This window comes from Streptomyces sp. R35, from assembly GCF_041053035.1.
In the GTDB taxonomy this organism is placed as follows: Bacteria; Actinomycetota; Actinomycetes; order Streptomycetales; family Streptomycetaceae; genus Streptomyces; species Streptomyces lutosisoli.
Window position 1 is genome coordinate 4,079,282 of sequence record NZ_CP163440.1, and the last position, 19,200, is coordinate 4,098,481.

General features: G+C 71.1%; 15 protein-coding genes. 5 read left to right on the forward strand and 10 right to left on the reverse strand.

Annotated elements, in window-relative coordinates; all coding sequences use genetic code 11:
• Positions 1 to 126: 126 nt before the first annotated feature.
• The 4 genes from AB5J50_RS18690 to AB5J50_RS18705 form a co-directional block, all read right to left on the reverse strand.
• Positions 127 to 1,731, reverse strand: a complete 1,605-nt coding sequence (locus AB5J50_RS18690) for a von Willebrand factor type A domain-containing protein (protein ID WP_369265439.1) — start codon at positions 1,729 to 1,731, stop codon at positions 127 to 129.
• A 159-nt stretch (positions 1,732 to 1,890) separates the two neighbouring features.
• On the reverse strand, positions 1,891 to 2,754 hold the full coding sequence (locus AB5J50_RS18695; RefSeq protein WP_327428846.1) for an ABC transporter permease: 864 nt from the start codon (positions 2,752 to 2,754) through the stop codon (positions 1,891 to 1,893).
• On the reverse strand, positions 2,751 to 5,396 hold the full coding sequence (locus AB5J50_RS18700) for an alpha/beta fold hydrolase (protein ID WP_369259489.1): 2,646 nt from the start codon (positions 5,394 to 5,396) through the stop codon (positions 2,751 to 2,753). The genes AB5J50_RS18695 and AB5J50_RS18700 overlap by 4 nt, the downstream gene beginning before the upstream one ends.
• 237 nt (positions 5,397 to 5,633) lie before the next feature.
• On the reverse strand, positions 5,634 to 7,043 hold the full coding sequence (locus AB5J50_RS18705; RefSeq protein ID WP_369259491.1) for an APC family permease: 1,410 nt from the start codon (positions 7,041 to 7,043) through the stop codon (positions 5,634 to 5,636).
• Positions 7,044 to 7,449: 406 nt separating this feature from the next.
• Here AB5J50_RS18705 and AB5J50_RS18710 point away from each other — a divergent pair, with 406 nt between their 5' ends.
• Entirely contained in the window at positions 7,450 to 8,298 is an 849-nt protein-coding gene (locus AB5J50_RS18710) for a hypothetical protein (protein ID WP_369259493.1), read from the forward strand.
• A gap of 89 nt (positions 8,299 to 8,387) precedes the next feature.
• Here the strand turns inward: AB5J50_RS18710 and mmsA are convergent, their stop codons facing one another.
• The 5 genes from mmsA to iolC all read right to left on the reverse strand — a co-directional run bounded on the left by mmsA (position 8,388) and on the right by iolC (position 14,592).
• The gene (mmsA, locus tag AB5J50_RS18715) at positions 8,388 to 9,890 is read right to left on the reverse strand and encodes a CoA-acylating methylmalonate-semialdehyde dehydrogenase (protein WP_327428850.1); all 1,503 of its coding nucleotides are present in this window, start codon (positions 9,888 to 9,890) and stop codon (positions 8,388 to 8,390) included.
• A gap of 14 nt (positions 9,891 to 9,904) precedes the next feature.
• Positions 9,905 to 11,791: a 3D-(3,5/4)-trihydroxycyclohexane-1,2-dione acylhydrolase (decyclizing) gene (iolD, locus tag AB5J50_RS18720; protein ID WP_369259495.1), complete on the reverse strand. Its 1,887-nt coding sequence runs from the start codon at positions 11,789 to 11,791 to the stop codon at positions 9,905 to 9,907.
• The gene (gene iolB, locus AB5J50_RS18725) at positions 11,788 to 12,639 is read right to left on the reverse strand and encodes a 5-deoxy-glucuronate isomerase (RefSeq protein ID WP_369259497.1); all 852 of its coding nucleotides are present in this window, start codon (positions 12,637 to 12,639) and stop codon (positions 11,788 to 11,790) included. The genes iolD and iolB overlap by 4 nt, the downstream gene beginning before the upstream one ends.
• A 7-nt stretch (positions 12,640 to 12,646) precedes the next feature.
• Positions 12,647 to 13,522: a deoxyribose-phosphate aldolase gene (locus tag AB5J50_RS18730; RefSeq protein ID WP_369265440.1), complete on the reverse strand. Its 876-nt coding sequence runs from the start codon at positions 13,520 to 13,522 to the stop codon at positions 12,647 to 12,649.
• Between the two features lie 101 nt (positions 13,523 to 13,623).
• Positions 13,624 to 14,592 carry a 5-dehydro-2-deoxygluconokinase gene (gene iolC / locus AB5J50_RS18735; RefSeq protein ID WP_369259499.1) on the reverse strand — a complete coding sequence of 323 codons (969 nt, stop codon included), beginning with the start codon at positions 14,590 to 14,592 and terminating at the stop codon, positions 13,624 to 13,626.
• Positions 14,593 to 14,714: 122 nt separating this feature from the next.
• Here iolC and AB5J50_RS18740 point away from each other — a divergent pair, with 122 nt between their 5' ends.
• The 4 genes from AB5J50_RS18740 (at position 14,715) to AB5J50_RS18755 (ending at position 18,154) form a co-directional block, all read left to right on the forward strand.
• On the forward strand, positions 14,715 to 15,692 hold the full coding sequence (locus tag AB5J50_RS18740; RefSeq protein ID WP_327428854.1) for a sugar phosphate isomerase/epimerase: 978 nt from the start codon (positions 14,715 to 14,717) through the stop codon (positions 15,690 to 15,692).
• A 174-nt stretch (positions 15,693 to 15,866) separates the two neighbouring features.
• Positions 15,867 to 16,874: a helix-turn-helix domain-containing protein gene (locus AB5J50_RS18745; RefSeq protein WP_369259501.1), complete on the forward strand. Its 1,008-nt coding sequence runs from the start codon at positions 15,867 to 15,869 to the stop codon at positions 16,872 to 16,874.
• A gap of 383 nt (positions 16,875 to 17,257) precedes the next feature.
• Complete coding sequence (locus AB5J50_RS18750; RefSeq protein WP_369259503.1) at positions 17,258 to 17,458, forward strand: helix-turn-helix transcriptional regulator; 201 nt, start codon at positions 17,258 to 17,260, stop codon at positions 17,456 to 17,458.
• Positions 17,459 to 17,569: 111 nt separating this feature from the next.
• On the forward strand, positions 17,570 to 18,154 hold the full coding sequence (locus AB5J50_RS18755) for a GNAT family N-acetyltransferase (protein WP_369259505.1): 585 nt from the start codon (positions 17,570 to 17,572) through the stop codon (positions 18,152 to 18,154).
• Here the strand turns inward: AB5J50_RS18755 and AB5J50_RS18760 are convergent.
• Positions 18,135 to 19,178: a zinc-dependent alcohol dehydrogenase family protein gene (locus tag AB5J50_RS18760; protein ID WP_369259507.1), complete on the reverse strand. Its 1,044-nt coding sequence runs from the start codon at positions 19,176 to 19,178 to the stop codon at positions 18,135 to 18,137. The two genes, AB5J50_RS18755 and AB5J50_RS18760, sit on opposite strands and share 20 nt — an antisense overlap.
• Positions 19,179 to 19,200 lie beyond the last annotated feature (22 nt).

Here is a 19,200-nt window from a genome sequence, read left to right on the forward strand (position 1 = left end):
GACGGCTCCCGGTCGCAGGATGGTCACTCTGCGGTCAACTTACTCAGGCGTAACGGAAATTCAATGGATCGCGCAGGGATCGCGCAGGGATCGGCAGCGTGACCGCGCGGCGCGTCGGCATCGTGGCTACGTGGTGCAGCCGATGTCGCAGATGTCCAGGTCGTTCGCCTGGTCGATCGCGGTCGCGAGGTCCTGGACGGCCTTGTCCTCCGAAGCGCGCGCCAGTTTGTGGGCGCGGGTGGCGAGTTCGTCCAGGGGCAGGGTGCCGGGGAGGGCGCTCCAGCGGTCGCCGTCCGCGCGCAGGGCGTTGGCGAAGTAGGCGGCCACGGCGGTGACTTGGAAGGCGTGGGGCGAGCTCCACAGGTCGTCGTGGAGGGAGCCGGTCTCCAGCTGGCCGGATTCCTCGTGCGGGGCGCGGCTGTCGGGGTCGAGCCAGCGGACGCTCGCGGTGGCGAGGTGGCCGGAGGCGCCGGGCTTGGTGCGGACGGCGTAGAGGGCTGTCACCGTGTGGCCGGGGCCCACCTCTCCGCCGTCCACCCGGTCGTCGCGGAAGTCCTCGTCGGCGACCTTGCGGTCGTCGTAGCCGATCAGCCGGAACTGCTCGACCGTCTGCGGGTCGAAGGCGACCTGCGCCTTGGCGTCGCGGGCCGTGAGGTCGATGTTCTGCGGGAGCTGCTCGCAGAACACGGTGCGGGCGTCGTCGCGGTCGGAGACGTACGTCGTGTGGCCGTCGCCCTTGTCGGCGAGGCGCTCCATGAGGGCGTCACCGTAGTCGCTGCCGACGCCGACGCCGAAGAGGGTGATGCCGTGCTCGCGGCGGGCGCTGGAGATGCGCTCCAGGATCGAGTCCGCGTCGGTGTCGCCCGTGTTGGCCAGCGCGTCGGAGATCAGGACCACGCGGTTGGTGGCGCCCTCGCGCAGGCCCTCGACAGCCGTGTCGTATCCCTGGTCCACGCCCGCGCCGAGGTTGGTCGAGTCCTGCGGCTCCAGGCCGTCGATCGCGTCGTGGACGCGGCCGCGGTGATCGCCGAGCCGGGTCATCGGCAGCACGGTCTCGGCCTCGCTGCTGAAGGTGACCAGGGCGACCGAGTCGTCGTCGCGCAGCCGGTCCGTCATCACGTCGAGGGAGTCCTTGGCCAGGTCGAGGCGGCCCGGTTCCTGCATGGAACCGGAGACGTCGATGACGAAGGTGAGGGCGGCGGGCGGACGTTCGCTCTCGCTGTCGGCGGCGCGGGTCGCGAGGCCGACCCGGACGAGCGACCAGCGCGCGTCGTCGGTGCGGGCGCCGTCGACGGTGACCGAGAAGCCGTTGCCGTCAGGGCGTTCGTAGTCCTGGCGGAAGCTGTTGACGAACTCCTCGGGGCGGACGGTGGACGGGTTGGGGATGTGCCCGCGCGCGAGAGTGCGGCGGGCGTAGCCGTACGAGGCGGTGTCGACGTCGAGGGCAAAGGTGGAGAGGTAGTCGGGGGACGGCGCGACCTCGCGGTCGGGGGCGCCGGACTGCTCACCCTGCTGTGACCCGTTCTGCTCGCCCTGGGAAGTACCGCCCGACGGCTGGGCGGGGGCGGGCAGGGGGAGGTTGCGGCCGCCCGATTTGTTCGAGCCGTCCGAGGAGTTGTCGCCGCTGCCCGCGCCGCATCCCGTCAGCAGCAGGGCGCCCGCCGCCGTCAGGGCGAGCAGGGTGCCACGGAGCCTACGGCTTCGCGTGGCCTGCGCCCGTATATGGTCCATCCCCATCTGTGCCCCCTCGGTGAGCGGCCTGTATGTGGGCCGACGTCTGTGACTGTGACGTCCGAGGGGGCCGGAGTGTGCGCTCTGAAGCGTTGCGGATGAATCTCGAAGCGGCCACGATGGGCGGCCGTCGAGACCGGTAGGTGATCCTCCGGAGACCTACGACACGATGTCCTTGCGCCGGAAACCGCGGAAGGCCAGGGCGAACAGCACGAGCGCGTACGTTATCGAAATCGCCGTGCCCTGGATCATGCCGGCCCACTCCGGGGTCGGCTGAACGGCGTCGGCCCAGGCGAACTGCCAGTGCGCGGGCAGGAAGTCGCGCCAGTCGCCGAGGGCGGTGACCGCGTCCAGCACGTTCCCCACGATCGTCAGGCCGACCGCTCCGCCGACCGCGCCCAGGGGTGCGTCCGTCTTGGTCGACAGCCAGAACGCGAGGCCCGCGGTGACCAGTTGGGACACGAAGATGTACGCGATCACCACGAGGAGCCGCTGGGTCGCGGTGCCCGCGGAGAGCGCGCCGCCGGTGGGGATCTCCAGGGGCCCCCAGCCGTAGGCCGCGGTGCCCACCGCCAGCGCAACGACCGGCAGCAGCACCATCGCGGCGAGGCTGAGGCCCAGCGCGACGGTGAGCTTGGACCACAGCAGCCGGGACCGCGGCACGGGGGCCGCCAGCAGATAGCGCAGCGACGACCAGCTCGCCTCGGAGGCGATGGTGTCCCCGCAGAACAGCGCGACCGGGATCACCAGCAGGAAGCCCGCGGACACGAACAGGTTCACCGCGGCGAAGTTCGCGCCCGACGCGGTGGCCGTGTCCATCAGGGTGACCTGGCCGTTCCGGGAGCCCGGGTCGCCGCCGATCGCGAACGCCGCGACCAGGATGAAGGGCAGCACGGCGAGGATCGCGCCCATCACGAGGGTGCGGCGCCGCTTCAACTGCCGGATCAGCTCCACGCGCAACGGAAGCGTGCGCCGCGCCCGGTACCCGTCGGCCGTCTCGGTCCGCTCGACGAGCGTGCTCATGCTGAGCCTCCGATCAGGGTGAGGAACGCGTCTTCCAGCCGGCGGTGGGGGCCCACCGACTCCACGGGTACTTCGAGCCGCACAAGCTCCACGACCAGGCGTTGTGCGCTTCCGCCGGGGTCGAGGCGGACCAGCAGCCCGCCCTCGGTGGCGGCGGCCGAGGCCACGCCCGGGAGTGCCCCCACCTTCTCGACGACCGGCTCGTCCACGGGCGAACCGGTGCCGACGAGCAGGGTGTCGCCGGAGCCGACGATCTCGCTGACCGGGCCCGCCTGGATCAGCCGGCCGCGGTCCATGACGACCAGGTGGGTGCAGGACTGCTCGACCTCCGCGAGGAGATGGCTGGAGACGATGACCGTGCGGCCCGCGGCGGCGTAACGGATCATGACCTCGCGCATCTCGCGGATCTGTGGCGGGTCGAGGCCGTTGGTCGGTTCGTCGAGGATCAGCAGGTCCGGGAGGCCGAGCATCGCCTGGGCGATGGCGAGGCGCTGGCGCATGCCCTGCGAGTAGGTGCGGACCGCTCGGGCCAGCGCGTCGCCGAGGCCCGCGATCGCCAGCGCCTCTTCCAGGTGGGCGTCCTCCGGCGGGCGGCCCGTCGCCTGCCAGTACAGCTCCAGGTTCTCGCGGCCCGACAGGTGCGGGAGGAAGCCCGCACCCTCGACGAACGCCCCGACCCGGGAGAGCACGGGCGCGCCCGGCCGGATCTGGTGCCCGAAGACGCGGATCTCGCCGCCGTCGGGCTTGATGAGGCCCATGAGCATGCGCAGGGTGGTCGTCTTGCCCGCGCCGTTCGGCCCGAGCAGACCGAGGACCTGGCCCTTCTCCACGCGGAACGACAGGTCGCGTACCGCGTACCGGTCCGCCGACTTCGCGTACCGCTTGCTCAGGTCCGTGATCTGCAGCGGGACCTCGGCCAGCTCGGGATCGGGCGCCCCGGGCGTCGTACGGCGGCGGCCCGTCAGCAGCAGCGCCAGCGCGACCAGCGCTCCGGCGAGCGGCAGCCACCACACCCAGGCGGGCAGCGGCGCGGCGGCGGTCGTCACACCGGGTGCCGTGGGGACCTGGAGGTCGCTCTTCAGGGACACGGTGTACGTGGCCGGGGCCGCCGGTGACGCGTAGCCGAGGTCCGTCGAGGCGAGGACCAGGCGCAGCCGGTGGCCCTTCTGCACCTCGTGGTCGATGGCGGGCAGCGTGATCGTGACGTCCTTGCCGGTCTTCGCGCCCTCGACGCGGATCGGCGTGACCAGCTGCGAGGGCAGGACCTGCTGGGTGCCGCCCGGCCCGACGTCGTACACCTTCGCGAACAGGACCGCGTCGTCGGTGCTGGACTTGATGTGCGCCGTCACCGTCGGCGATCCGGTGATCCGCAGGTCGCTGCCGAACGCCGAGGACTCGAACTGGGCGTACTGACCCGGGAAATCGAGCGAGATCCCGACTCCGAGGGAGGAGAGCTGGGCGAGGCCGCCCGAGCCGCCGAGGCCGGGGAGGGCCGAGATGGCGGGCGGGCTCGCGCCGGCCGGGTTCTCGAAGCTCTGCTCGCGGCCGCTCAGCGCGATGGCGTGCCGCCCGTTCTCCAGTCCGGGATAGGTGTCACCGCTCGCGCCCCTCAGCTGGGCGGCGCCGTCGGTGGAGTCGATGCCTCCGGTGCGGGTGACGCGGAAGGCGGGGCCCGTGTCCGCGTTCTTGTCGTCCTTCAGATAGCGGTCGAACCAGGAGCCGACGCGGGACTCGACGCGGCTCGTCTCCGTGTCGCCGCCGTCGTGCCCGCCGGAGATCCAGTCGACGTCCACGGGCGCGCCGTTGGCGCGGATCGCCTTGGCCATCGCGTCGGCCTGGCCGAGCGGGAAGAGGGAGTCGGACTGGCCCTGCACGATGAGGGTGGGCACCTTGATACGGTCGCCGACCACGGAGGGGCTGCGCTCCTCCAGCATCTTCGTGGCCGCCGCGTCGGGCTTCCCGGTCTCCGCGACCCGGTTGTACATCGCGCACAGCTGGGCCTCGAACTGGTCGCAGCCGCCGCTGGAGTTGAAGAAGATGCCGGTCCAGAGCTTCTTGAAGACCCCGTTCGGGAAGAGGGAGTCCGCCAGGTTCCAGTACGTGATCGCCGGGGCGATCGCGTCGACCCGCTGGTCGTAGGCGGCAGCCAGCAGGGACACCGCCCCGCCGTACGAGCCGCCGGTGACGCCCACGCGCGGGTCGCCGGTCTTGTCGAGCTGGACCTCCGGCCGCCCGGCAAGCCAGTCGATGAGTTTCGAGACGTCGGCGACCTCGCCCTTGGGGTCGTTCAGCCCGATCTTGCCGGTGGACTTCCCGAAGCCGCGTGCCGACCAGGTCAGCACCGCGTACCCGTCGCGGGCGAGCTTCTCCGCCTCGGACCGTACGTCCTCCTTGCTGCCGCCGAAGCCGTGCGCCAGCAGGACGGCGGGGCGGCGGTCCGAGGACGGGCCCGCGGTGAAGTACGAGGTGTCGATCCGCACCCCGCCGCCCATGGCCATGACGCGGTCGGCGCGGTGCACGGGCGGGGTGTCGTCAGAGGCGACAGCCGTCCACGTGCCCGCGCCGGCGAGCACGACGACGGCCGCGGCCGCGGCCGCGATCCACCGCCTGGGCCCGTGCAGTCGGGGCAGTCGAAGATCCATGCCCTCAACGGTACGGGTGCCGACTGACAATCAATGCAGCCGCCGGGTTGAACCGGCGCCCCTCCTGCGGGAGTACGGGCCCGGGCCCGCATACCGCGTCCGTGGTACGAACGGGCCGTTGAGCCGCGCCGCGCCACCACCGTCGACGAACTGACGTCGCCCCTGCCACCTACCGCGGCGCGGGTGGCAAGGACGACGGGACGTGCACGGTGGTGACGTGGGACTTCGGGCGGACCGTCAGGCCTGCGTGTCCTCGGGGATCGACACCAGCCAGCGGGTCTCGCGGCGCGGCCGCAGGTAGAAGGCCCAGTACAGGGTGGCGACGGCCGTGATGCCGCCGGTCCACAGCAGGTAGGTGGTGTCCTGCTGGCTCAGGATGTACGCCAGGACCGCGATCAGGAGGACCGGCATCGCGGGCCACAGCGGCATGCGCCAGGCGGACGTGTGGGCGTGCTTGCCGCGGCGGGAGAGCAGCGCGGCGACCGCGACCAGCAGGTACATGCCCGTCACCGACACGCCGGTCACGCCGTACAGGGTGTCCAGGTTGACGAAGCAGAGCAGCGCGCCGGGGACGCCCACGATGAGGGTGGCGACCCAGGGGGAGCCGAAGCGGCCGAGCCGCGCGAGGCCCTTGTTGACGGGCTCGGGCCACGCCTTGTCGCGGGCCGAGGCGAACAGCACCCGGGAGTTCTGGATGACCATGACGATGCCCGCGTTGATGATCGCGAGGGCGACGCAGAGGCTGACGAAGGTGCCGACGGCCGAGTTGGACCAGGCGGTGACCATGGAGCTGATGTCGCCGCCGGTCAGGGTCGACAGGTCGGAGGCGCCCAGGGTGATGGCGACGACCGGGACCAGGATGATGACCGTGGAGATGGCGAGGGTGGCCAGGACCGTACGGGCGACGTTGCGGCGCGGGTTCTCCAGTTCCTCGGAGAGGTAGACCGCGGTCGAGAAGCCCTGGGTGACGAAGAGGGCGATCGCGAGCCCTGAGACGACCAGCATGGCCGTCACGGTGTCCGTGTGGCCGCCGGAGTCCGCGACCTGCATCGAGACCAGGCTGCCGGCGCCGCGCTGGCTGTGCGTGAAGCCCAGGACGGCCACGACGCCCGCCGCGATGACTTCGAGGACCAGGAAGACGCCGGTGATCCAGGCGTTGGCCCGCAGGTCGAGCAAGCCGGCGAGGGTGGCGAGGAGCATGACTCCGGCACCCGCCATCGACGGGTTCAGGTGCACGATCGGCGCCAGGTAGTCCGCCGTGCCCATCGCGATCACCGGTGGCACGATCATGACCACCAGCAGGGAGAGCACGAAGACCAGCCAGCCCGCGAGCCGTCCGGCCAGCGTCGACACCATGGCGTACTCGCCGCCCGCGCTGGGGATGAGGGTGCCCAGCTCCGAGTAGCAGAACGCCACGGCGATACAGAGCAGCGAGCCGATCGCGATGGTGAGTGCGGTCGCCGTGCCGAGCGACGAGAACAGGTCGGGCACGACCACGAACAGCGTCGAGGCGGGCGTCACGCACGAGAGCGTCAGCAGGGTGCCGCCGACGATGCCGATGGAGCGCTTGAGCTTTTGGGGGCTGCCGGACGCCGTGGGGGCGGCGTCCAGGACGGCGGTATCGACAGGGCGGAGCGTGTCGGTCATGAAGCGGTTCCGATCGACTCGTGCGTCAGGTGATTCGGGGGAGCGTTATCGCCTCCGGCGGCTCGCGTCGTATGTCTCTTCGATCGCTCCCGGCGTTGATGGAACCTTGACGGAAACCGTTGCGTCAATGGCCGTTTACCTACGGAATCCGCAATAGCGGAGCGACGCAGGTCACATCACTTTCGCAGGTGCATGCGTCTCTATGTGGCAATCATCAAGACCTAGCGGAACGTGACCTTGCTTTTGAAGGTCACATCAGCAAACTGCCTGCGCTACCCGTTTCATCACCCAATGACGAGAACCGCAGTCGAGGCGTCAAAATTCACCGAGATTGGTCCGCACTCCGGACGCCTACCGAACAGTAGAGTCCTGCCTCACAGGCGACACACAACCAGGGGTGGGGCACATGAAGCACATACGTATCGCGGTCTGGGCGGGGGTGGCCGCGGCGGCGCTGGCCGCGACGACCGCGTGCAGCGCCGAGACCACGAAGAAGACGGCCGAGGCGGTCAGCCACGCCGACACGATCATGGCGGCGCTCACGCGGGCGACGGACCGGACCGAGCAGCTCGGCTCGGCCGAGGTCAAGATGACCACCGAGCTGAACGGCGGCGCCCCCATCGCCATGGAGGGCACCTACTCCTGGGGCGACGGCTTCGCGTACGACGTCGAGATGGACACCAAGGCCGCCAAGATGGAGACGCTGACGACCGACCCGTCGATCCGCATGCTGCTCGTGGACGGCGCCTACTACTACGACACCGACCCCCAGCCCTCCGGCCCGCTCAAGGGCAAGGAGTGGATGAAGGTCGACGCGTCGGCCATGTTCGGCGAGAAGGGCGCCCAGGCGCTCAGCGGAAACTCCGGCGCCGGCAGCCCGGCGGCCACTATGAAGGGCCTCAAGTACGCGAACGACGTCGAGGACCTCGGCAAGGAGACCGTCGACGGGAAGAGCACGACCCACTACCGGGCCGTGATCGACAAGGACCACATGGGCAAGTTCAAGGACGCCTACGGGTCCGGCAACCAGGGCACCCTCTTCAACTCCGTGACCGGCGGCTCCGAGTCGATCACCATGGACGTCTGGGTCGGCGCCAAGGACCTGCCGGTCCGCCTGAAGGAGGTGTTCGGCACCGTGACGGTCACCATGGACTTCGAGAAGTTCGGTGCCACCGCCGACGTGAAGGCCCCGCCCGCGGCGCAGACCGGTGACGTGACCGAGCTGATGAAGAAGGCCGCCGAGCAGCAGGGCTGAAGCAGCAGAGGGCTGAACACGGCGGTGCCCCGCCCCTCGTGCGAGGGACGGGGCACCGGTGGTCGTATGGCCAGAGCGGCCGTACGGCCTCAGTGGTTGCGCGGGAAGCCCAGGTCGACGCCGGTCGGCGCCTCCGACGGGTCCGGCCAGCGGGTGGTGACGACCTTGCCGCGGGTGTAGAAGTGCGTGCCGTCGTTGCCGTAGATGTGGTGGTCTCCGAAGAGGGAGTCCTTCCAGCCACCGAAGGAGTGGTAGCCGACGGGCACCGGGATCGGCACGTTCACGCCGACCATGCCCGCCTCGATCTCCAGCTGGAAGCGGCGGGCGGCGCCGCCGTCCCGGGTGAAGATCGCGGTGCCGTTGCCGAACGGCGAGTTGTTGATGAGGGCGACACCCTCCTCGTAGGTGTCGACGCGCAGCACGCACAGCACCGGGCCGAAGATCTCGTCCTTGTACGCGTCCGCCGTCACCGGAACGCGGTCCAGGAGCGAGAGACCGATCCAGTGGCCGTCCTCGAAGCCCTCGACCGTGTAGCCGGTGCCGTCCAGGACGACCTCGGAGCCCTGCGCCGCCGCGCCGTGCACGTACGACGCGACCTTGTCGCGGTGGACGGCCGTGATGAGCGGGCCCATCTCGGACGTCGGGTCGTTGCCGGGGCCGATCTTGATCTTCTCGGCGCGCTCGCGGATCTTCTCGACCAGCTCGTCGCCGATGGAACCGACGGCCACGACGGCGGAGATCGCCATGCAGCGCTCGCCCGCCGAGCCGTACGCGGCCGAGACGGCGGCGTCGGCGGCCGCGTCCAGGTCGGCGTCCGGGAGGACCAGCATGTGGTTCTTGGCGCCGCCGAGCGCCTGGACGCGCTTGTGGTTCGCGGCGGCCGTGGTGTGGATGTAGCGGGCGATCGGCGTGGAGCCGACGAAGGACACCGCCTTGACGTCCGGGTGCTCCAGGAGGCGGTCGACGGCCACCTTGTCACCGTGGACGACGTTGAAGACGCCGTCCGGCAGACCGGCCTCGGCGAGCAGCTCGGCGATCTTCATGGCGGCCGACGGGTCCTTCTCGGACGGCTTCAGCACGAAGGTGTTGCCGCACGCGATGGCGATCGGGAACATCCACATCGGCACCATGGCCGGGAAGTTGAACGGCGTGATGCCGGCGACGACACCCAGCGGCTGGCGGATGGACGAGACGTCGACCCGGCTCGCCACCTCGGTCGACAGCTCACCCTTCAGCTGCACGGTGATCCCGCACGCCAGGTCGACGATCTCCAGGCCGCGCGCGACCTCGCCGAGCGCGTCCGAGTGGACCTTGCCGTGCTCGGCGGTGATCAGCTCGGCGATCGCGTCACGGTTCGCGTCGAGCAGCGCGCGGAACTTGAACAGGATCGTGGTCCGCTTGGCCAGCGAGGACTGGCCCCAGGTCGCGTAGGCGTCCTTCGCGGCGGCGACCGCCGCGTCCACCTCGTCGACGGTCGCGAAGGCGACCTGCGTGGTCACGGCGCCGGTCGCCGGGTCGGTGACCGGCCCGTACGTACCCGACGCACCCTCGACAGTCTTGCCACCGATCCAGTGGTTGACGGTCTTCGTCATGGCCAAAAACTCCTTCACAGATGGCGGCGTCGGGCGGCGACGTGCCGGTCGTACTCCTCGCGCGCCTTGACCGCCGACGATCGGGTCGCGGTCTCGGCCACAGGTACATCCCACCAGGCTTGAGCCGGAGGCGCGCCCGACACTGTGTCTGCCGTTTCGGTCTCCACGTAGACACATGTGGGAGTGTCCGCGGCCCGCGCCTCGGTGAGAGCCGCCCGCAGGTCACGTACGGTCTTCGCGCGTAGGACCCGCATGCCCATGCTGGCCGCGTTGGCGGCGAGGTCTACGGGCAGCGGCGCCCCTGTGTACGTACGGTCCTCGGAGCGGTAGCGGTACGCCGTGCCGTACCGCTCGCCGCCCACCGACTCGGAGAGGCCGCCGATGGAGGCGTAGCCGTAGTTCTGCAGGATGACGACCTTGATCGCGACGCCCTCCTGCACGGCGGTGACCATCTCCGTCGGCATCATCAGATACGTGCCGTCGCCGACCAGCGCCCAGACGGGACGGTCGGGGGCGGCCATCCGTACGCCGATCGCGGCCGGGATCTCGTAGCCCATGCACGAGTAGCCGTACTCGACGTGGTACTGGTCGCGCGAGCGCGCCCGCCACAGTTTGTGCAGGTCGCCGGGGAGCGAGCCGGCCGCGTTGATCAGGATGTCGTCCTCGTCGACCAGCTCGTCGAGTATGCCGAGGACCTGCGGCTGGGTGGGCCGGATGTCCGGGTCCTCGGCCTCGTACGCGGCGTCGACGCGGTACTCCCAGCGCTCCTTGTCGTCGGTGTACTCGGTGACGTACGCGGGCTCGGCGCGGTGGTCGTGGAGCGTGAGCGCCTCGGTGAGCTCTTCGAGTCCCGCGCGGGCGTCCGCGATCAGTGTCTGCCCGGAGAGCTTGTGGCCGTCGTAGGGCGCGATGTTGAGGTTGAGGAAGCGGACGTTCGAGGTGGTGAAGAGGGTGCCGGAGGCGGTGGTGAAGTCGGTGTAGCGGGTGCCGACGCCGATCACCAGGTCGGCGGTGCGGGCGAGTTCGTCGGCGGTCGCCGTGCCGGTGTGGCCGATGCCGCCGACGTCCTGGGGGTGGTCCCAGCGCAGGGAGCCCTTGCCCGCCTGCGTGGAGGCGACGGGGATGCGGGTGGCGGTGGCGAGTTCGGCGAGCGCCTCCTCGGCGCGGCTGTGGTGGACACCGCCGCCCGCGACGATGAGCGGGCGCCGGGCGTCGCGGATCGCCCGTACGGCGGCGGCCAGTTCGGACGCGTCGGGGGCCGGGCGGCGTACGGTCCAGGTCCGCTCGGCGAAGAACTCCTCCGGCCAGTCGTACGCCTCCGCCTGCACGTCCTGCGGCAGCGCGAGCGTGACCGCGCCGGTCTCGACGGGGTCGGTGAGCACGCGCATCGCCTGAAGGGCGGCCGGGATCAGGGCCTCGGGGCGGGTGATCCGGTCGAAGTACTTCGACACCGGGCGCAGACAGTCGTTGACCGACACATCGCCCGCGTACGGGACTTCGAGCTGCTGGAGCACCGGATCGGCGGGGCGGGTCGCGAAGACGTCGCCGGGCAGGAGCAGCACCGGGAGGTGGTTGATGGTCGCGAGGGCGGCGCCGGTGACGAGGTTCGTGGCGCCGGGGCCGACGGAGGTGGTCACGGCGTGCGTCGACAGCCGGTTGCTCTGCCGTGCGTAGCCGACCGCCGCATGCACCATGGACTGCTCGTTACGGCCCTGGTGGTACGGCATGTCATCGGCGTACTCGACGAGCGCCTGGCCGAGCCCGGCGACGTTGCCGTGGCCGAAGATGCCCCAGGTGGCGCCGATCAGCCGCTGCCGGTTCTCGCCGTCCCGTTCCGTGTACTGGACGGCCAGGAACCGCACCAGCGCCTGTGCGACCGTCAGCCTCGTCGTTGAGGTCATCGGTATCCCTTTGTACTCGCTGTGTTGTCTGTGCTGTCTACGTGGTCCGGGTGGAAGCAGATCCGCCACTCCCTGTCCTTGCCCGGTCCGGCCATCACGTTCAGGTAGTACATCGTGTGGCCGGGCTGGGCGATGGACGGGCCGTGCCATCCGTCGGGGACGAGGACGGCATCGCCGGTACGGACCTCGGCGAGGACGTCGGATCCACCCTCGCGCGAAGGGAATACGCGCTGATAGCCGAATCCGTTCGGACCGTCGATCTCGAAGTAGTAGATCTCTTCCAGTTCGCTCTCCTCGCCCGGCCGGTGCTCGTCGTGCTTGTGCGGCGGGTACGAGGACCAGTTGCCGCCGGGAGTGACGACCTCGACGGCGATGAGCCTGTCGCAGTCGAAGGCGTCGGCGGAGGCGAAATTGCGCACCTGGCGGGCGCAGTTGCCGCTGCCGCGGTCTTCGACGGGAACCTCCGGCGCGGGGCCGTAGCGGGCGGGGAGTCGGCGCTCGCACTTCGCTCCTGCCAGGGCGAAGCGGCCTCCCACGCCGGAGGCGATCTGGACCCGGGCGTCACGGGGCATGTACGCGAAGTCGGAGACTCCGGCGAACACGCTCTCCCTGCCCAGGAGGGGGAACTCTGCTTCCTCCGCACCGTCCTTTATGCGCACCGTGCAGCCGCCGCTGAGCGGGAGCACGATCCACTCGCTGTCACCGGTGGTGAAGGTGTGCGTACCGCCGGGCCCCAGCTCCACGATCCGCAGGCTGCTGTGGGTCCAGCCGGCACGCTCGGGGTCGATGTCGAGCACGTAGTACGCGTCGGCGGTGGTACCCCTGGGGACGAACAGCTCCTTGGTCATGCGGCCCTCACAGCAGTCCTACGGCGGTGTCCACGGCCCCGGCCACATCGCCGTCCACCGGATACAGCAGCGAACGGCCGACCACCAGCCCCTGCACGGTGGGGAGTTGGAGCGCGCCCCGCCACTTCTCGTACGCGCCCTCCTGGTCCTCGCCGACCTCGCCGCCGAGGAGGACGGCGGGCAGCGTGGAGGTCTCCATGACACGGGCCATGTCGTCGGGGTTCTCGGTGACGGGGACCTTCAGCCAGGTGTACGCCGAACTGCCGCCCAGGCCGCTGGCGATGGCGATGGACTTGGTGACGGCCTCGGCGCTCAGGTCGTTGCGCAGGGTGCCGTCGTCGCGGCGGCGGCACAGGAACGGCTCGACGAAGACGGGGAGCCGGCGCTCCGCCATCTCGTCGATGACCCGGGCGGTGGACTCCAGGGTGCGCAGCGAGCCCGGGTCGTCGTAGTCGATGCGCAGCAGCAGCTTGCCCGCGTCGAAGCCGAGCCGCTCGATGTCGCGCGGGCGGTGCCCGGTGAACCGGTCGTCCAACTCGAAGGAGGCGCCCGCGAGTCCGCCCCGGTTCATGGAGCCGATGACCACCTTGCCGTCGAGCGCGCCGAGCAGCAGCAGGTCGTCGAGGATGTCGGCGGTCGCGAGCACGCCGTCGACGCCGGAACGGGACAGGGCCAGGCAGAGCCGCTCCAGGAGGTCGGCGCGGCCCGCCATCGCGAACGTGCGGTCGCCGACGGCCAGGGCGCCCCTGGCCGGGTGGTCCGCGGCGACGATCATCAGCCGGCCCGAGTCGTTGACGAGGGGGCGACGGGGACGGCGGGCGGCGGCCTCCGCTATCGCCTCGGGGTGGTGGGCGCGGGTGCGGACGAGCTCGGCGATGTCCACCCTCGGATGCGGGGAGCGGAGTCGCTCGTATGTGGTCGGGGTGCCCTTCTCGGTGGCGGCGTCGCCCCCTTCGTGACGCGCGCCCCCGACGTGGCCCGCCCTCACCGCACCGCTCCCGCCATGAGCGCGTGTCCGACCTCTTCGGGTGTCGGCATCGCGGAGGAGCACTCCAGGCGGGACGCGACGATGGCGCCGGCGGCGTTCGCGTGCCGCATGATCCGCTCCAGGTCCCAGCCCGCGAGCAGGCCATGACACAGGGAGCCGCCGAACGCGTCACCGGCGCCGAGGCCGTTGAGGACGGTCACCGGGAGGGGCGGGACCTCGGCCGTCGTGCCGTCGCGGTGGACGGCGAGGACACCCTTGGGGCCCTGCTTCACGACGGCGAGTTCGACACCGGCGTCGAGGAGGGCGCGGGCGGCGGCGTGCGGTTCGCGCTCACCGGTGGCGATCTCGACCTCGTCGACGTTGCCCACGGCGACGGTGGTGTGGCGCAGGGCCTCGGCGTAGAAGGCGCGGGCGGAGGCGGCCGGGTCCTGCCAGGCTGTGTGTTTCCAAAACATGGGCCGCCAGTCGAGGTCGAAGACCGTCGTACCGGACTTGGCGCGGTGGGCCAGCGCCGCGAGGGTGGCCGTGCGGCTGGGCTCCTCGCTCAGGCCCGTGCCCGTCATCCAGAAGACGCGGGCCTCCCGGATGGCGTCCAGGTCGAGGTCGTGCGCGTCGATCTCCAGGTCGGGGGCCTTGGGCTGCCGGTAGAAGTAGAGCGGGAAGTCGTCCGGCGGGAAGACCTCGCAGAACGTGACCGGGGTCGGCAGACCGGGGACCGGGGTGACCCAGCGGTCGTCGACACCGAAGCCGCGCAGCGCCTCATGGAGGTAGGTACCGAAGGGGTCCGCACCCGTTCGGGTGATCACCGCCGTACGACGGCCGAGCCGGGCGGCGGCCACCGCGACATTGGTCGCCGAGCCGCCGAGGAACTTCCCGAAGGACGTCACCTGCGCCAGCGGGACCCCCGTCTGCAACGGGTACAGATCCACACCGATCCGCCCCATGGTGATCAGGTCGTACGCCATCGACTTCCCTTCGCTACGGCTGCCCCCAGGTGTAGTCCCGCGCGGGGAGCCCTGTCAACGTTTTGTCCAGACATTCGGACGAGGCCTTGACACCTCTCCGGGGTCGCCGGAAGCTGACGCCCATGACGTCGTTGTCACCTCAGTCATCGCCGCAGTCGTCGCCGCAGTTGTCACCTCAGCCGTCGCCGCAGTCGTCGCCTCCGTCCTCACTGTCCCGCATTCGGATCGGTTCGGCTCCCGACTCCTGGGGCGTCTGGTTCCCGGATGACCCCCAGCAGGTTCCCTGGCAGCGTTTCCTCGACGAGGTCTCCGCGTCGGGGTACGAGTGGATCGAGCTGGGCCCGTACGGCTATCTGCCCAGCGATCCGGCCGTCCTCAAGGAGGAGACCGCGCGGCGCGGGCTCACCGTCTCGGCCGGCACGGTCTTCACCGGGCTGCACCGTGGCCCGGAGGTGTGGGAGTCCACCTGGGCGCATGTCTCGGACATCGCGGCGCTCACCCAGGCGATGGGCGCCGAGCACCTCGTCGTCATCCCGGCCTTCTGGCGGGACGACAAGACGGGCGAGGTGCTGGAGGACAGCACGCTGACGCCGGCGCAGTGGCGCCATCTGACCGCCCAGACCGAGCGGCTCGCCCATGAGGTGCGCGAGCGCTACGGACTGCGGATCGTCGTCCACCCGCACGCCGACACGCACATCGACAGCGAGGAGAACGTCACGCGTTTCCTCGACGCGACCGACTCCTCGCTCGTGTCGCTGTGCCTGGACACGGGCCACTACGCGTACTGCGGCGGCGACAACGTCAAGCTCATCGAGACCTACGGCGAGCGCATCGGCTACCTCCACCTCAAGCAGGTGGACCCGCTGATCCTGGCCGAGGTGCGGGCGAACGAGGTGCCGTTCGGGCCCGCCGTGGCCCGTGGCGTGATGTGCGAACCGCCGTCCGGGGTACCGGCCCTCGAGCCCGTCCTCGCCGCCGCGCAGCGGCTCGACGTCGACCTGTTCGCGATCGTGGAACAGGACATGTACCCCTGCCCGCCGGACAAGCCGCTGCCGATCGCCCAGCGCACCCGGGCGTTCCTGAGGTCCTGCGGGGCCTGATCGCCGTGGCCGTGGAGGCCCGTCGGGAGCCCGGGGCCCGGCGGGCCTTCCGGCTCTCCGGCTCTCCGGCTTTCAGACCTTTCTGCCTGCCTTCCGGCCTTCCGGCCTTCCGGCCTCCCCTGCCGCGTTGCACCATGGGGGCCCCAGTGCGGACGGCGCGGGGCGGGAGGGCGGATGGCGACGGGAATCGTCTCGCGTGCGGGATACGGGCCGGGCGGCGCCTGGGAGACCGTGGTCGCGCTGCCCCATCCGCGGCTGCGGCCCGGGGTGATCAGCTACCGCGGGATCCGGCTCGCCCTCGACGGGCCGCGGCGCAGGCTGGAGGCGCCGATCGGCGCGGCGACGCTGCTGCTGGGCTTCGGCCAGCCGCTGCGCATCTCGCGCGCGGGCCGGCCGCCCGCCACCCTGGTGTCGGTGTTCTCCGGACCGACCACCACCGCGGCCGTCGGCGAGCACGACGGACGGCTCGCGGGCATCGAGGTGCTGCTCGCACCGTGGGCGGCGTTCACACTCTTCGGCACTCCGCAGTACGAACTCGCCGACCGGCCGGTCGATCCCGACGAGCTGCCGCATCTGCTGGGCGCCCGTTCCAGCCATGACCGCTGGAGCAGCATCGGCGAACTCTCCGCCTCACTGGCCGCGTTGCCCGGCTGGGCGGAGCGGTTCGGGCTGCTCGACGACGTGTTCGCGCGCTGGGCGGGGGCGGGGACGCCCAGTTCGGCGCGAGTGGTGCGGGCCTGGGGGCACCTCCAGCGGACCTGGGGCGCGATACCGGTGCCCCGGCTCGCCGACGAGGTCGGCTGGAGCGTACGGCAGTTGGAGAACCGCTTCCGGGAGCAGATCGGGCTCGGGCCGAAGGCGGCCGCCCGGGTGCTGCGGTTGCAGCGGGCGCGGCGGCTGCTCGCGGCGGGGCGGTCGCAGGCCGAGACGGCGGCGGCCTGCGGGTACTACGACCAGGCGCACCTCAGCGGGGAGTTCCGGGCGATGACCGGGTGCACACCGCGCGAGTTCACGGCGGCGCGGGGGACTCCGTCGGTACCGCCGCCCGGCCCTCCGGGCACCGACCGTATGGCGGGCGAGGCGACCAGCCTGGTGCTCTCCCCCGACCGGAATGCGACCGCCTCCGACCGGAGCGCGATCGACCGGAGTGCGATTTTTTCCAAGACCGGAAAGCGACGCTGAGGGCAGGCTGTGCCTTCCGGCCACGAACCCGAGGGGATACGGGGGCTCGGGGGATACGGGGAGCCGGTGGGCCGGGCCCGGCGCAGCGGGTCCGGCCCACCTCGGGCTGCCCACGCTCCCCGCCTACGCTCTCTGCCCACGCGACGCTCGGCCGGGGCGGTGCCACATGCCCGCCAATGCGTCACTGGTGTCACAAAAACCACCTTCCTGTCACACATGTCGCGTGTACGCGGGTCTTCGGTCACACCAGATCAACAGGGGCTGCCCTGCGGTCACGCTGCGCCGTTCACGGGGCACAGGGTTTGTGATCGCCAGCGCAGCGCTCGGCTCCCCCGACGGCCGCCCCCGGCCGCCGCCGCGGTGCGCGCAGGGAGGTGCCACTCATGACCGACCGTCGGCTTTGGTCGTACAAGGAGATCGCGGCGCACATCAAGGTGCAGCCGGACACCGTGCGGTCGTACCGCAAGCACGGCCTGCTGCCCCCGCCCGACCATGTGGAGCGCGGAAAGCCCTACTGGTACGCGGAAACCGTCCGGGCCTGGGTCGCTTCCCGGCCGGGAAACCGCGGCCGCAGATACGACTGACCCGCACCCCTCCCCGCCGGCCCGCCCCTCTGTGCCCCGCCGCTTCGACGCGAGCGGGGCACAGCCTTTATTCGTTTGCCCCCGGCCCGGACGCCCGCCGAAGATCCGGGGATGAGCTTCTCCGTGAAACCCGTCCTCACCGGCGACAGGGCCGTGCTGCGGCCGTTCACCGAGGACGATGTCCCCGTGATGGCCGAGATCCTGGACGACCCCGAGGTCATCCGGCTCACCGGCAGCCCCACCCAGGAATTCGGCCTGGACCGGCTGCGCTCCTGGTACGGCACGCGCAACGACCAGGACGACCGGCTCGACCTGGGGGTGGTGGACCGGGCCACCGGTGAACTCGTCGGCGAGGTCGTCCTGAACGAGTGGGACCGGCACAACCACAACTGCTCGTTCCGCGTGCTGATCGGCCCCCGCGGCCGGGACCGCGGCCTCGGTACCGAGGCGACCCGGCTGATCGTCGGGCACGCCTTCGAGCAACTGGGCCTGCATCGCGTCTCGTTGTACGTCTTCGCCTTCAACCCCCGGGCCCGCCGCGCCTATGAGAAGGCCGGCTTCGTGGCCGAGGGCGTCGAACGGCAGACTCTGTTGCACGAGGGCGAGTGGATCGACGCCGTACGGATGTCGGTCCTCGCCCACGAGTGGGCCACCCACCGCGGGCACCCCGAGGCCGTCAGCTCCACGGCTCGATGACCGTCACCCCCGACCCCGGTGCCGTCCCCATCGCCGCCAGCGCGGACGGCACCGCGTCCAGCGCGATCGTGGACGTGACCAGGAGGTCGGGCCGGAGTGCGCCCGCGCGGACCAGTTCCAGCATTCCCGGGTAGGCGTGCGCCGCCATCCCGTGGCTGCCGATCAGTTCGAGTTCGAGGCCGATCACACGGGACATCGGGACCGGGGTGGAACCCGTCGGCGAGGGCAGCAGGCCGACCTGGACATGGCGGCCCCGGCGGCGCAGGCCGTTCACCGAGGCCGCGCAGGTGACGGGGGAACCGAGGGCGTCCAGCGACAAGTGCGCCCCGCCGCCCGTCAGTTCGCGTACCACCTCACCGGTGTCCTCGGCCCGGGACGCGTCCACGCACTCCGCCGCCCCGAACTTCCGTGCCAGCTCCAGCGCCTGCGGTGATACGTCGACCGCTACGACTCTCGCCCCCGACGCGGCCGCGATCATCACGGCCGACAGGCCCACGCCTCCGCAGCCGTGCACCGCGACCCACTCCCCCGCGGCCACCCGACCCTGCGCGACCACCGCGCGGAACGCCGTGGCGAAGCGGCAGCCCAGCGAGGCCGCCGTCGCGAAGGACAGCTCGTCCGGCACCGCGATCAGGTTCACATCGGCGTGGTCGAGTGCCACGTACTGCGCGAAGGATCCCCAGTGGGTGAACCCCGGCTGGGTCTGCCGTTCGCACACCTGCTGGTCGCCCGCCGCGCACGAGGGACAGCTTCCGCAGGCGCAGACGAACGGGACGGTTACCCGGTCGCCGGGGCGCCATCCGGTCACCCGGGCGCCCACCGCCTCGACGATCCCGGCGAGTTCGTGCCCGGGTACGTGCGGCAGCGTGATGTCCGGGTCGTGCCCCATCCAGCCGTGCCAGTCGCTCCGGCACAGCCCGGTGGCCTCGACCCGCACCACGACTCCGTGCTCCGCGGGCGTCGGGTCCGCCACCTCACGTACCTCGGCCGGCTCCTCGTACCGCTCGAAGACCACTGCCCGCATCCGTCTCGCCCTCCACCCGGAG